Here is a 12,634-nt window from a genome sequence, read left to right on the forward strand (position 1 = left end):
GCCCGCTGCGGTCAGGCAGGGCTTAGCGCCGGCGCGTAAAATCGACTGTTGGCCTGGAAAAGGCCAATCCTGAAGAGTTTGGGACACGCATCGAACCCATGCAGGCGCCACACCCGATAGGCACAATAGGCCGCATGACCCAGCCCCTTTTTGAAGTCCTTGACCTGAGCAAGCGCTACGGCGGCAACCTGGTCGTCAACCAGTTGTCTTTTTCCATCGCGCCGGGCGAATGCCTGGGCGTCATCGGCCCCAACGGCGCGGGCAAGACCACCACCATCCGCATGTGCCTGGGCCTGAGCAGCCCCGATTCGGGCAGCATCCGCTACTTCCCCGGCGGCCAGGGCGCCAGCCTGTCGATGCCGCAGGATGCGCTGGCGATCAAGGCGCAGCTGGGCATCGTCAGCCAGTTCGACAGCCTGGACCCGGATTTCTCGTGCGCCGAGAACCTGCTGGTGTTCGGCCGCTACTTCGGCATGAAGGACGCCGTGATCAAGGAACGCATCCCGAAACTGCTCGAATTTGCCGCCCTCACCCACAAGGCCGACGCCAAGCTGAGTGAACTCTCGGGCGGCATGAAGCGCCGCCTGAGCCTGGCGCGCGCGCTGGTCAACGACCCGCAACTCTTGCTGCTGGATGAGCCGACCACCGGCCTCGATCCGCAGGCGCGCCACCTGATGTGGGAGCGGCTGCAGCGGCTGGTGCAGCAGGGCAAGTCGATCTTGCTGACGACGCACTTCATGGACGAGGCCGAGCGCCTGTGCAACCGCCTGCTGGTGCTCGACCACGGCAAGAAGATGACCGAGGGCACGCCGCGCGACCTGATCGCGCAGAACCTGGAGCCCGACGTGGTCGAGGTGTACGGCGCGGGCGCGCTGGCGTTGACGGAATCCCCGCTCAAGGCCATGGCCGCGCGCGTCGAGGTCAGCGGCGAAACGGTGTTTTTCTACACTGCCGACGCCAAGGGCCTGCTGGCGGCCTTGAGCGACTACCCCGAGCTGCGAACGCTGCACCGCCCGGCCAACCTCGAAGACCTGTTCCTCAAACTCACCGGACGCCAGATCCGCGAGGCCGCATGATGACCGACGCCACCACTTCCGCATCCACCCCCCAGCCGGCGCCAGCGCCAGCCCCCCAGCCCGCGCTGCTGCGCCCGCCGCAGATCAGCTGGCGCTGGTGGCCGGTGTTCCGGCGCAACCTGCTGGTCTGGCGCAAGCTGGCCGTTCCCAGCCTCGTCGGCAACATCGCCGAGCCGCTGATCACGCTGGTCGCCTTTGGCTATGGGCTGGGCATGCTGATCGGGCAGGTGCAGTTGAACGGCAGCGCCGTGCCCTACATCCTGTTTCTGGCCAGCGGCTCGATCTGCATGAGCGCGATGAATGCCGCCAGTTTCGAGGCGCTGTATTCGGCGTTTTCGCGCATGAACGTGCAGCGCACCTGGGACGGCATCATGAACGCGCCGGTGCGCCTCGACGACGTGGTGTTTGCCGAGATGCTGTGGGCGGCTTTCAAGTCGCTGTTCACCAGCGCGGTCATTTTGGGCGTGATGCTGGCCCTTAGCATCAGCCACAGCCCGATGCTGATCCTGGTGCTGCCGCTCCTGGGGCTGGTCGGCATCGTGTTTGCCAGCATCGCGCTGATCTTCAACGCGCTGGCCAAGGGCTACGACTTTTTCACCTATTACTTTTCGCTGTTCCTGACGCCGACGATGTTCTTGAGCGGCGTGTTCTTTCCGCGCGACCAGCTGCCCGGCGTGATGCGGACCGTCTCGGACTGGCTGCCGCTGACCGCCGCCGTCGAGCTGATACGGCCGCTGTTTCTCGGCCTGTGGCCGGATCACGGCCTGCGGCACCTGGCGGTGCTGGTGGTATACGGCGTGGCGGCGTTTTGGGTCGCGCTGGCGCTGACGCGCCGGCGGTTTCGCAATTGAGGAAGGTGGCCGCCCGCCGCTTATTTTTTAGATAAAAATGGCTTTCCCGCAACAGTGACGGTCTCAATCAGCTCCTGTTTTAATAGCAAATGATGCCCTGAAGCAGGGTCCGTGCGCCTGCCATCGCGCTATCCATTACATGCCGATTGCCGTAGACTGAGACGATGGAAACTTCGCCCTTGCCCAAACGCGACATCGTGGTCATTGGCGCCTCGGCCGGCGGGGTCGAGGCGCTCCGGGGCTTCTTTCATGCCTTGCCCGCCGGACTGGAAGCGGCCTTTCTGGTGGTGCTGCACATTCCGGCGGACACGCCGAGCCAGCTCGACCGGGTGCTGGGCTATTCGACAAAACTTTCCGTGGACATTGCGCAGGACGGCGAAGCCATCCGGAACGGGCATGTGTATGTCGCCTCGGCCGACCGGCACCTCATGGCCACGGCGCAGGGCATCCGGCTCAGCCGGGGTCCGAAAGAAGGCCGGTCCCGGCCGTCGGTCGATGTGCTGTTTCGCTCTGCCGCCACGGCCTTCGGCTCGCGCGTCATCGGCGTGGTCCTGAGCGGCGCGCTGGACGACGGCACGGCCGGGCTCTGGGCCATCAAGGATCACCAGGGCGTGACGCTGGTGCAGGCCCCTGGCGAAGCCATGCATCCGTCGATGCCGCAAAGCGCCATTGCGCATGTGCAGGTCGATCTGGTCGGCACGGTGCAGGCGCTGGCCGCCCGGGTCGGCGAGCTGGTCGGCACCGCTGCTCCCGAGGTGAAGCCAACGACGGCCAGCCAGCTGCTGGCCCTGGAAAACCACATTGCCATGGAAGGCAATGCGCTGAAGGCCGGGGTCATGAACCTGGGCAAGGTTTCAAAATACACCTGCCCCGATTGCCACGGCGTGCTGGTGCAGATCGAGGAAGGCCCGATTGTTCGCTTTCGCTGCCACACCGGCCATGCGTTTTCACTCAAGACCCTGCTGGCCGAGATCAACGAGGCCATCGACAACGGCCTGTGGGCGACCTTGCGCGCAGTCGAGGAGCGGGTGATGCTGCTGCGCCAGATGCAGGAGCTTGCGCAGGGCTCGGGCGCGCTCGAAGAGGCGGGCCAATGGCGCGGGCAGGCCGACGAATCGGAAAAGCGGCTTCAGCCGCTGCGCGAACTGGTGCTGGACCCGGGATTTTTCGGGCATACGCCCAAGAATTAGCGCGAAATCGCCTGAATCTTTCCGTCAATGCGCGCAGGCAACCCGGCTGCATTTTGCTATTTAATTCATAGCTATTTACGCACGGCAGTCGTGCGCAAAAGGCCTTTTTGATGCTAAAAATTTGTTTGCGACGCGCAAAGCATGCGTTCTGGCTCGCCGCAAAAACTTTTTTAGTTCGCAGCGAAACAGTACATCAGCCCCGCACCGCCGGTGGACTTGAGCGCGGCCATGCCGCAGCCAGACGTGCCGTGCGACGCATTCCATGAAACGTTGGCGACCGGATCGGGGTTGGTGCCGTCGCGGTCATGGTGGCCGACGATGGCCGAGCCTTCGCCGCTTTTCGTCCAGTTGCCGCAGGTGGTGTCGCTGGCCGATGTGGCCAGCCGTCCGTCCGGGGTAGAGCCGGTCAGGATGTCGTGCATTTTCACCGCATCGCCCTGGCCGCTGACGACCTCGCCTTTTTCCGTCAGCGCGGTCTGCTTGGTGAGCTGGTTGCCGGCGCTGTGCAGGTTGTCCACGCTGGTGGCCACCACCACGCCACGGGCGTTTTGCCACGGGCCCCGGCCGATGCGGTCACGTGCATGGACGGCCGGGCTGGAAGCGCTGGGCGCGGCGCTGAGGTAGGCGCGCCAGTTCTTGTTGCCGGCATTGCTTGAGGCCGCCAGCTTCTGGCAATAGGCGTCGGCACCGGCCAGGCCGCCGAGGTCGGCGCCTTGGCCCGGGTTGGCGCTGGTGACAAAGAAACTCATCGAATTTTGCGGCGCCCGGGGCATCGGCGCGCAGGCGGCGAGCAGGGCGGCGGAGGCCAGGAGGGCGAATTTCAAACGTGGCGGCATGGATGTCTCCTTGGGGAAGCGGGGTTTGTAAAAGAGGGAACGGGCTTCTCCACGCTACGGCAGGAGCGCCTTGGGTTCAAGAGCGAAATCCCCTAACCTGTTTCTCACCCTGCATTGCCGCCGTCAGGGCACCGGGGCCGGCGCTTTCAATGACGCGTCGGACGTTCCCATCACCGGATCGCCGGCAAACTGCGCCTTGAAGGCGTCGCTGCCACCCTCGAAACGCACCGTGCCGGCCTGCAGGAACAGCAGCCGGTCGGCCACTTCGATCTCTTCCATCAGGTGCGTGGCCCACAGCACGGCGACCTGGCTTTCGGTTACCAGTTTGCGGACGGTTCCCAGCAACTGCTGGCGCGAGCCCGGGTCCAGGCCGACCGTGGCTTCATCCATCAGCAGCACGCGCGGCCGGTGCAGCAGCGCGCGCACCAGTTCGACCTTGCGCCTCGTGCCGCCCGACAGGCTTCGCACCACGGCGCCGGCTTGATCGTCCAGCCCCATGCCGGCCAGGGCCTCGGCAATCCTGCCGCGCGCGACGCTGCGGGGCAGGCCGTGCAGGTCGGTATGGAACAACAGGTTGGCCTGCACCGACAAATCAAGGTCCAGCGCGGTTTGCTGGAACACCACGCCCAGCCCGGCCAGCGCACGGCTCGCATGGGTGCGCATGTTGCAGCCGAGCACCTCGATGTGTCCGCGATCGGGGCTGAACAGGCCGGTCAGCAGTTGCATCAGCGTGGATTTCCCGGAGCCGTTGGGGCCCAGCAGGGCGACCATTTCGCCGGGGAACAATTGCAGGCTGACGCCCTGGAGCGCCGGTTTTCCGGCATAGGACTTGTGCAGGTCGCGTGCGTCCAGCAGCGGCGGGGAAAGGGGTGCGGGAAGATTCATGGGTTCAGGTGGATGGTACGGCCAGCAGGTTCATCCGGCGCAACAGTGCCTTTTCATGCTCCACCGTTTTCACGATGGCCTGCGCATACGCCTGGGTCGAAAGGTAGTCCAGGTTCTGATCGTAACGGGCCAGCGCCGCCTTGTGCCGCTCGCTGTGCATCGCCGTGAAGAAAGCGTCATGCAGCAGTTTGACGAGTGGCGCGGGCGTGCCGCGCGGCGCGGCCAGGCCCCAGGGCGAGGTGTAGACCGAACGCGGAAATCCCAGTTCGCTGAACGTCGGCACGCCGGGCCAGCGGGCGCTGCGTTGCGCCGAAAAAATGGCCAGCAGGCGCATCTTGCCTTGGTCGAGCCAGGGGGCAAAGCCGGTGGAGTTGACACCCGCCATGAGCTGGCCCGAGGCAACGGCCAGCATCTGGTCGGCCGTGCCTTTGTAGGGAACATGGACATAGCTAATGCCCTGCTCCAGCAAAATCTCTTCCATCGCCAGGTGGGCGGTGGTGCCGATGCCGGTGGAACCCATCAGCAGCGCGCCCGGGTTGCGCCGCGCCCAGTCGAGCATCTCGGCCAGGCTGGCCCAGCGGCTTTCGGCGGGCACCAGAAGGCCGAAGGTGGTGCTCGATACCTGCAAGATGGGCGCCAGGTCCTTGAGCGGGTCCCAGGCCACGGGGTTCATGAGCGCATGGCGAAACACCGTGATGGGCAGCTGGCCCAGGGTGTAGCCGTCGGGCTCGGCGGCTTTCAGCGCGGGCGCGACCAGGGTGCCGCCCGCGCCAGGCCGGTTGACGCTGACGATGCGCTGGCCCAGCAGGGGCTCGGCCTCTTCGCACAATACGCGCAGGGTCAGGTCGGTGGCGCCGCCGGCCGGCCACGGCACGATGAGCGTCAGCGGCTTGAGCGGCCAGCCGGCGGGCACGTCGGCGCGATGCTGGCTGGCGGCTGAGGAAGCGGCTGCCGGCAGGTTGGCCAGAGCGGCAAGCCCTGCCATGCCAACTGCCAGGTGATGGCCGAGCCACTGCCGGCGGCTCACGCAGGGCGGCCCGGGCAAACCAGGCGCATGATGCGCCGAGGAGCCTGCGGACAGAGGGAGATGTGGCAATAAGGGCATGGCATCCGGGCAGGTCAACGGGTTTGAATCCAGCGAACCCGCAATGGTTAAAAACGTAAGTCAAAGCAACAAGCGTGCCCCTGTTTTTGGCCCCGATTTTGCTTTCACCGCTTCGATGCATCACGAAGAATGCTCCTTTTCTTTCACCAAAGCGAGACAAAAAACCATGCTTTCAACTGCTTCCCAGGCCCCGAAAATCAACCGGCAGGTCCGCTTCCTGCGTTCCGCAATGGGCGCCAGCCTCGTCGCAAGTGCCTTCCTTTCAACGGCACAGGCGCAACTGCCCGCGCCAACGCCCAACCGCGTGTATGTCTCCAGCGAGAAGGACAACAGCATCCAGGTGTTTGACTCGCAGGGCGCGCGCGTGGCGGCCATCGACGTGTGCAAGCGCCCGCGCCACATGCAGTTCAGCCGGGACCACCGGCAGATCTATGTGTCCTGCGGCGACAGCAACCAGATGGGGCTGGTGGACGTTGCCAGCGCAAAAATGACCGGCACCGTGGCGCTGGGCGACAGCCCGGAAATCTTCGACCTGAGCCCTGACGGCAAGGTGGCCTATGTCTCCATCGAGGACGAAAACGTCATGGCGGCGTATGACCTGCAGAGCAAAGCCAAGCTGTTCGAGGTCAAGACCGGCGGCGAGCCCGAGGGCATCCTGGTGATGCCCGACGGCAAGCATGCCTATGTCACCTCGGAAGTGGCCAACGTCGTCCACCTGGTCGATCTTGCCCAGCGCAAGGTGGTCAAGAACATCCGTGTCGGCAACCGCCCCCGGCGCTTCGTGCTGGCCGCAGGTGGCAAGGAACTGTGGGTCAGCAATGAACTGGGCGCCAGCGTCAGCATCGTGAACACCGATGACCAGAGCGTCAAGCAGACGCTGGCGTTCAAGGTCAAGGGCATGCGCGCCAGCGACATCACGCCGGTGGGCATGGCGCTGAGCCCGGACGGAAAAACGGTGTGGGTGGCGCTGGGGCGGGCCAACCATGTGGCCGAGGTGGACCGGGCCAGCCGCGAGGTGCGCAACACCATTTTGGTCGGCAAGCGCGCCTGGGGCCTGACCGTGCATCCGGACGGCAAGACCGTCTACGTGGCCAACGGCCTGTCCGACGACATGACGCTGATCGACACCGCCGCCGGCAAGGCCGTGCGCAGCGTGGCGGCCGGGCGCGTGCCGCACAGCGTGCTGGTGCAGCCCTGATGGCCTGCGCTCAAGGCATGCCAAGCGCCTGGCTGTGTGCTTCGGTGCTCGCGGGCGGATGGCTGCTGGGCGGGCTGCCCCTGTCGGCCAGTGCCGCGCCCACCCCGATCACGGTGGCGGTCGTCAGCCAGTCGGGCGATGCGCGCTATGCGCCCCGCCGCCTGGAGCAGGCCTATCCCGGCCATCCGCAGGGGCGCCCGCTGGCCGCCGCCCGCATGGCGGCCGAGGAAGCCGGGGTGGAGCTGGAGGTGCTGGGCCTGAGCCTGAAGGTGATCGAGCTTTCCGTCGCGGACGGGCAAGCCCTGCCGGCGGCGCTGGCGCAGCTCAAGGCCGCCGGGGTGCGGCATGTGCTGGCCGACCTGCCCGCGCCCGCGCTTCGGCAGCTGGTGCAACTGGCGCCGGCAGCGCTGGACGGCGCCATGGTCTTCAACGTCGGCTTGGAAGATGATTCGCTGCGCGGCGAGCAGTGCGCGGCGCACCTGCTGCACACCCTGCCAAGCGCCCAGATGCGCAGCGATGCGCTGGCGCAGTACCTGGCGGCGCGCAACTGGCGCAAGCTGCTGCTGCTGCAAGGCCCCGAGCTGCAGGATGCGCTGCAGGCCCAGGCCTTGATCCGGTCGGCGCAGCGCTATGGCCTGAAGATTGTCCAGACCCGGCCCTTCAAGCTCGGCACCGACCCGCGCGAGCGCGACCAGGCCAACACCCGCCTGCTCACCGGCGACCGCGACCACGAGCTGGTGGCCGTGGCCGACAGCGTGGGCGAATTCGCGCGCACCCTGCCCTACGCCACGCAGTGGCCACGCCAGGTGGTGGGCAGCAGCGGCCTGATGGCGCTGGCCTGGCATCCGCACTGGGACCGCAATGGCGGGCCGCAGTTGTCGCGGCGCTTTCACAAGCTGGCCGGCCGACCCATGCAGGGCCACGACTGGGCCGCCTGGGCCGCTGTCAAGGCAGTGGCGGCGGTGCTGGCCGACGAGCCCAAGGCAGGCATTGCGCAGCAGCTCAAGCGGCTGCGAAGCGGCGACGTGTTCATTGACGGAGCCAAGGGGCCGCGCCTGTCATTCAGGCCGTGGGACGGGCAGCTGCGCCAGCCGATGTTCCTGGCGCATGGCGACGGCGTGGCCGGCGTGGCGCCGCTCGAAGGCGTGTTGCATCCGACCGAGGTTCTGGACACACTGGGCATGGATGAAAAGGAATCGGCATGCAAGCAGCGCCCCTGACGCCCCCCACCCCGCCCCTGGCCAGCCCGCTGGCAACCGGGCTGCAGCCCGTTGCACCCGCGCGGCTGCCGCACCTGGCGCGCGCGCTGCGCGCCGTGGTGGGCCGCGAGATCAACAAGTTCCTGCGCCAGCCGTCGCGCCTGGCGTCGGCGCTGGTGCGGCCGCTGCTGTGGTTCGTGGTGTTCTCAGCGGGATTTCACAACGTGTTCGGCGTGTCCATCGTGCCGCCCTACGAAACCTATGTCGAATACCAGGTCTACATGGTGCCCGGCCTGCTGGCCATGGTGGCGCTGTTCAACGGCATGCAAAGCTCGCTGTCCATGGTCTATGACCGCGAGATGGGCGTCATGCGCCTGCTGCTGACCGCGCCGCTGCCGCGCGGCTGGCTGCTGGCGTTCAAGCTGCTGGCCGGCACCTGCCTGTCGGTGTTGCAGATGGCGGTGTTCCTGCTGATCGCGCTGGCCTTTGGCGTCACGCTGAGCTGGCGGCACCTGCCGCTGCTGTTTTTGGCCATGGTCAGCGGGGCCACGCTGCTGGCCGCGCTGGGATTGATGCTGTCGGTGTACATCAAGCAGCTGGAAAACTTTGCCGGCACCATGAACTTCGTGATATTCCCGATGTTCTTCATCAGCCCGGCGCTGTATCCGCTCTGGAAACTCGAAGAGTCGGGCGCCTGGTGGCTGCTAAACATCGCCCAGTGGAACCCTTTCACCCACGTGGTCGAGATGCTGCGCTTTGCCATGTACGGGCAAATCAACGCGCTTTCGTGGGCCGTGGTGGTGGGTGGAAGCGCCTGCTTTTTTGGCCTGGCCTGGTGGGGCTACGACCCGCAGCGCGGCTGGATCAGGCAGCGCGGCGCGGCCTGACCGGCAGCTTCTTCCCAGAACCTCATCCTGCGTACGCGCGGAAAAGGCGTGGCGCAGCGGCACGCCGCTTCGTACCCGTTGCCACCCATGCGCCATGCGCGGCCGGATGATTCATTTCTGAACACTGTCACACCCTGGCGTTGTTGCAAATGAGCACGGTATCAACCTGAAACGCCGTGGCGCACGCTGTCGCAAGCGATTCGACACGCCAATCTGCCCACTGCCAGGCATGGCACAAAAGTTGCCATTCCTGGTGCGTGATCCCGAACCAAGTGGGCTTGGGATCATGACGACCGGGCATGCCGCACGGGCGTCATTCAGCTCACAACGATTCAGGAGAGACAACCGTGAAAAGAAAACTTCTCAGCATTCTGGTCATGGCGGCAACCGCCCACGCCGGCGCGCAAGTGACCGACGCGATGATCGGCAACGACGCCGCCACTACCAATGACGTGTTGTCCTGGGGCATGGGCACCCAGGGCCAGCGCCATTCGCCGCTGTCCGACATCAACCCCAAGACCATCAGCCGCCTGGTGCCGGTCTGGTCGATGTCCTTCGGCGGAGAAAAGCAGCGCGGCCAGGAGTCGCAGCCGCTGGTGCACAACGGCAAGATGTTCGTCACGGCGTCGTACTCGCGCATCTTTGCGCTGGACTCCAAGACCGGCGCCAAGCTGTGGAAGTACGAGCACCGCCTGCCCGAAGGCATCATGCCCTGCTGCGACGTGGTCAACCGGGGCGCTGCGCTGTATGACAACCTGGTGATTTTCGGCACGCTCGATGCCCAGCTGGTGGCGCTGGACCAGACCACCGGCAAGGTGGTGTGGCGCGAGAAGATCGACGACTACAGCGCCGGCTACAGCTACACCGCCGCACCGCTGATCGCCGAAGGCTTGCTCATCACCGGCCTGTCGGGCGGCGAGTTCGGCGTGGTCGGCCGCGTCGAGGCGCGCGACCCCAAGACCGGCAAGATGGTCTGGTCACGCCCGGTCGTCGAAGGCCACATGGGCTACCTGAACGGCAAGGAAAACGGCATCACCGGCACCACCAACGCCAGCTGGCCGGGTGAAACCTGGAAGACCGGCGGCGCCACGCCGTGGCTGGGCGGCACCTACGACGCCAAGACCGGCCTGGCCTACTTTGGCACCGGCAACCCCGGCCCCTGGAACAGCCATGTGCGCAAGGGCGACAACCTGTATTCCACCTCGACCGTGGCCATCGACGTCAAGACCGGAAAAATTGCCTGGAGCTACCAGAGCACGCCCAACGATGCCTGGGACTATGACGGCGTCAACGAATTCATCACCTTCGACATGGACGGCAAGCGCATGGGCGCCAAAGCTGACCGCAACGGCTTTTTCTATGTGAACGACGCCACCACCGGCAAGCTGGTCAATGCGTTTCCCTTCGTCAAGAAGGTCACCTGGGCCACCAGCATCGACCTGAAGACGGGCCGGCCGAACTTTGTCGCGGAAAACCGTCCGGGCGACCCGAACGCGCCGGGCAACGACGATGCCGTCAAGGGAAAATCGGTCTTTTCGGCACCGGGTTTCCTGGGTGGCAAGAACCAGATGCCGATGGCCTACAGTCCCAAGACCGGCCTGTTCTATGTGCCGACCAACGAATGGGGCATGGACATCTGGAACGAGCCGATCACCTACAAAAAGGGCGCGGCCTTCCTGGGCGCAGGCTTCACCATCCGGCCGCTGTTCGAGGACCACATCGGCTCGCTGCGCGCGATTGATCCGAAGACCGGCAAGGTCGCCTGGGAAGTCAAGAACACCGCTCCGCTCTGGGGTGGCGTCATGACGACGGCCGACCTGGTCTTCTGGGGAACGCCCGAAGGCTTTCTGAAAGCGGCCGACGCCAAGACCGGCAAGGTCGTCTGGCAGTTCCAGACCGGTTCGGGCGTGGTGGCGCCGCCCATCACCTGGAAGGAAGGCAACGACCAGTACATCAGCGTTGTTTCCGGCTGGGGCGGCGCAGTGCCGCTGTGGGGCGGTGAGGTGGCCAAGAAGGTCAACATGCTTGAACAGGGCGGCTCGGTCTGGACCTTCAAGCTCGTCAAGTAACTGGCGCGGCACGGGGCTTGCCTGTGGGCCAGCCCTTTTTATTCCACCCTTTATTCATGGGAAAAACCGACATGCGATCACTCCTGACGCTAGGCGCTGCATTCATCAGCGCCCACTGCATGGCCCAGACCGGCCCTTCCACCGACCTGGCTGCCGCAGCCGAACTGGTCAAGGCCAACGGCTGCTATTCCTGCCATTCGGCCGCTGAAAAAATCGTCGGGCCGGCCTTCAAGGACGTTGCCGCCAAATACAAGGACGACAAGGACGCCGTGGCCTCGCTGGCGCAATCGATCCAGTACGGCTCCAAGGGCAAGTGGGGGCGCATTCCCATGCCACCCCATGCCACCCTGAGCAGCGGCGACCTCAAGGCACTGGCCGGCTGGGTCATGGCCACCCCGCAATGACGCGTCCATGAGGCCTGAAGCCGGCCGCCCTCCGCGCCGCAGCGGGGCCGCGCTGGCGCTGCTGCTGGCGCTGGCCAGCCCTGGCCTGTGGGCGCAGGACAGCGAGCGCGGCGACTGGCTGCGCAACCCGGCCATGGGCAACTACAAGGCCTATGCCGAGTTCAAGATGGCCCACTACGCCGCCGCCCGCGAGGTCTGGGAAACGCTGGCCGGCATCGGCAATGGCGACGCGCTGTTCAACCTGGGCATCCTGGCCGAGGACGGGCTGGGCGAGCCCAAGAACATGCCCAAGGCCGAGACTCTGTACACCAGCGCTGCGCAGGCGGGAAACTTCAAGGCGCGCTACCGCCTGGGCATGCTGTACAACGCGGGCGCCCTGCTGCCCAGAAATGTTGAAAAGGCACGCCTGTACCTGACGCTGGCCGCCGAGGGCGGTGACAAGGATGCGCTGGCGACACTGGCGCTACTTGAGCAGCCCACCGGCAGCCGAACGCGTTTCCAGCAGGCCGAGTGGCTGGGCGCCAGCGGCCGGCATGCTGAAGCGGCCGGCCTGTACCGCGAACTGGCCGATACGGGTGATCGCCAGGCCCAGTCGCGCCTGGCCTGGATGCATGAAGCCGGCCAGGGTGTGGAACGCAGCCTGCCCGAAGCCGCCCGGCGCTTTGAAATCGCCGCCGTGGCGGGCGAGGCCGAAGCGCAATATGCGCTGGCGGTGATGTTGCGGACCGGCAAGGGCCGCGAGAAGGATCTGGCGCAAAGCCGGGTTTGGCTCAGGCGTGCAGCGGCTCAGGACCATCCGGCCGCCATGGCGGCGCTGCGGGCTGAAAGCAGCCTGGATGAAGTGGCGCGATGAAGTGGCGCGATAGCGCGGAATCACCCTGGCGTTCCCTCAAAGCATTCAAGGCATCCAGCGTTTTTTTGCTACTCAATCAAT

The 12,634-nt window shown here is 65.8% G+C and carries 12 protein-coding genes; 9 read left to right on the forward strand and 3 right to left on the reverse strand.

Features of this window, described 5'->3' with window-relative positions; translation table 11 throughout:
* Positions 1-134 precede the first annotated feature (134 nt).
* The 3 genes from EC86_RS0113915 (at position 135) to EC86_RS0113925 (ending at position 3,117) form a co-directional block, all read left to right on the forward strand.
* Positions 135-1,076, forward strand: a complete 942-nt coding sequence (locus EC86_RS0113915; RefSeq protein WP_029526281.1) for an ATP-binding cassette domain-containing protein — start codon at positions 135-137, stop codon at positions 1,074-1,076.
* Positions 1,076-1,927 (forward strand): ABC transporter permease, encoded by an 852-nt coding sequence (locus tag EC86_RS0113920; RefSeq protein ID WP_051676168.1) that lies wholly within the window; start codon positions 1,076-1,078, stop codon positions 1,925-1,927. Before EC86_RS0113915 ends, EC86_RS0113920 begins: the two co-directional genes overlap by 1 nt.
* Positions 1,928-2,091: 164 nt before the next feature.
* On the forward strand, positions 2,092-3,117 hold the full coding sequence (locus EC86_RS0113925) for a chemotaxis protein CheB (protein ID WP_029526285.1): 1,026 nt from the start codon (positions 2,092-2,094) through the stop codon (positions 3,115-3,117).
* Positions 3,118-3,287: 170 nt separating this feature from the next.
* Here the strand turns inward: EC86_RS0113925 and EC86_RS0113930 are convergent, their stop codons facing one another.
* From EC86_RS0113930 to EC86_RS0113940, 3 genes are all read right to left on the reverse strand, one after another.
* Positions 3,288-3,953 carry a hypothetical protein gene (locus EC86_RS0113930; protein ID WP_029526286.1) on the reverse strand — a complete coding sequence of 222 codons (666 nt, stop codon included), beginning with the start codon at positions 3,951-3,953 and terminating at the stop codon, positions 3,288-3,290.
* Positions 3,954-4,076: 123 nt separating this feature from the next.
* Positions 4,077-4,838, reverse strand: a complete 762-nt coding sequence (locus EC86_RS0113935) for an ATP-binding cassette domain-containing protein (RefSeq protein WP_029526287.1) — start codon at positions 4,836-4,838, stop codon at positions 4,077-4,079.
* Between the two features lie 4 nt (positions 4,839-4,842).
* Positions 4,843-5,823, reverse strand: a complete 981-nt coding sequence (locus tag EC86_RS0113940) for a tripartite tricarboxylate transporter substrate binding protein (protein ID WP_051676169.1) — start codon at positions 5,821-5,823, stop codon at positions 4,843-4,845.
* A gap of 349 nt (positions 5,824-6,172) precedes the next feature.
* On the opposite strand from EC86_RS0113940, the gene EC86_RS0113945 reads away from it, so the two are divergent.
* The 6 genes from EC86_RS0113945 to EC86_RS27820 all read left to right on the forward strand — a co-directional run bounded on the left by EC86_RS0113945 (position 6,173) and on the right by EC86_RS27820 (position 12,553).
* On the forward strand, positions 6,173-7,141 hold the full coding sequence (locus EC86_RS0113945) for a PQQ-dependent catabolism-associated beta-propeller protein (protein ID WP_051676170.1): 969 nt from the start codon (positions 6,173-6,175) through the stop codon (positions 7,139-7,141).
* Positions 7,141-8,361 carry a type 1 periplasmic-binding domain-containing protein gene (locus EC86_RS0113950; RefSeq protein ID WP_232229885.1) on the forward strand — a complete coding sequence of 407 codons (1,221 nt, stop codon included), beginning with the start codon at positions 7,141-7,143 and terminating at the stop codon, positions 8,359-8,361. Before EC86_RS0113945 ends, EC86_RS0113950 begins: the two co-directional genes overlap by 1 nt.
* Positions 8,343-9,227 carry an ABC transporter permease gene (locus EC86_RS0113955; protein ID WP_084181342.1) on the forward strand — a complete coding sequence of 295 codons (885 nt, stop codon included), beginning with the start codon at positions 8,343-8,345 and terminating at the stop codon, positions 9,225-9,227. Before EC86_RS0113950 ends, EC86_RS0113955 begins: the two co-directional genes overlap by 19 nt.
* 377 nt (positions 9,228-9,604) lie before the next feature.
* Complete coding sequence (locus EC86_RS0113960; RefSeq protein ID WP_051675912.1) at positions 9,605-11,296, forward strand: PQQ-dependent methanol/ethanol family dehydrogenase; 1,692 nt, start codon at positions 9,605-9,607, stop codon at positions 11,294-11,296.
* Positions 11,297-11,367: 71 nt separating this feature from the next.
* A complete protein-coding gene (locus EC86_RS0113965) occupies positions 11,368-11,700 on the forward strand; it encodes a c-type cytochrome (protein ID WP_029526295.1) in 333 nt (110 codons plus the stop codon).
* A 7-nt stretch (positions 11,701-11,707) separates the two neighbouring features.
* A complete protein-coding gene (locus EC86_RS27820; protein ID WP_084181346.1) occupies positions 11,708-12,553 on the forward strand; it encodes a tetratricopeptide repeat protein in 846 nt (281 codons plus the stop codon).
* The last annotated feature ends 81 nt before the right edge of the window (positions 12,554-12,634 follow it).

The sequence above is a fragment of the Polaromonas glacialis genome, assembly GCF_000709345.1.
Lineage (GTDB): Bacteria > Pseudomonadota > Gammaproteobacteria > Burkholderiales > Burkholderiaceae_C > Polaromonas > Polaromonas glacialis.

Excerpts from the sequence above, each read along its gene's own strand:
- EC86_RS0113915 (WP_029526281.1), top strand. The coding sequence starts at position 135 with ATGACCCAGCCCCTTTTTGAAGTCCTTGACCTGAGCAAGCGCTACGGC.
- EC86_RS0113920 (WP_051676168.1), top strand. The coding sequence starts at position 1,076 with ATGACCGACGCCACCACTTCCGCATCCACCCCCCAGCCGGCGCCAGCG.
- EC86_RS0113925 (WP_029526285.1), top strand. The coding sequence starts at position 2,092 with ATGGAAACTTCGCCCTTGCCCAAACGCGACATCGTGGTCATTGGCGCC.
- EC86_RS0113930 (WP_029526286.1), bottom strand. The coding sequence starts at position 3,953 with ATGCCGCCACGTTTGAAATTCGCCCTCCTGGCCTCCGCCGCCCTGCTC.
- EC86_RS0113935 (WP_029526287.1), bottom strand. The coding sequence starts at position 4,838 with ATGAATCTTCCCGCACCCCTTTCCCCGCCGCTGCTGGACGCACGCGAC.
- EC86_RS0113940 (WP_051676169.1), bottom strand. The coding sequence starts at position 5,823 with ATGGCAGGGCTTGCCGCTCTGGCCAACCTGCCGGCAGCCGCTTCCTCA.
- EC86_RS0113945 (WP_051676170.1), top strand. The coding sequence starts at position 6,173 with ATGGGCGCCAGCCTCGTCGCAAGTGCCTTCCTTTCAACGGCACAGGCG.
- EC86_RS0113950 (WP_232229885.1), top strand. The coding sequence starts at position 7,141 with ATGGCCTGCGCTCAAGGCATGCCAAGCGCCTGGCTGTGTGCTTCGGTG.
- EC86_RS0113955 (WP_084181342.1), top strand. The coding sequence starts at position 8,343 with ATGCAAGCAGCGCCCCTGACGCCCCCCACCCCGCCCCTGGCCAGCCCG.
- EC86_RS0113960 (WP_051675912.1), top strand. The coding sequence starts at position 9,605 with ATGGCGGCAACCGCCCACGCCGGCGCGCAAGTGACCGACGCGATGATC.
- EC86_RS0113965 (WP_029526295.1), top strand. The coding sequence starts at position 11,368 with ATGCGATCACTCCTGACGCTAGGCGCTGCATTCATCAGCGCCCACTGC.
- EC86_RS27820 (WP_084181346.1), top strand. The coding sequence starts at position 11,708 with ATGAGGCCTGAAGCCGGCCGCCCTCCGCGCCGCAGCGGGGCCGCGCTG.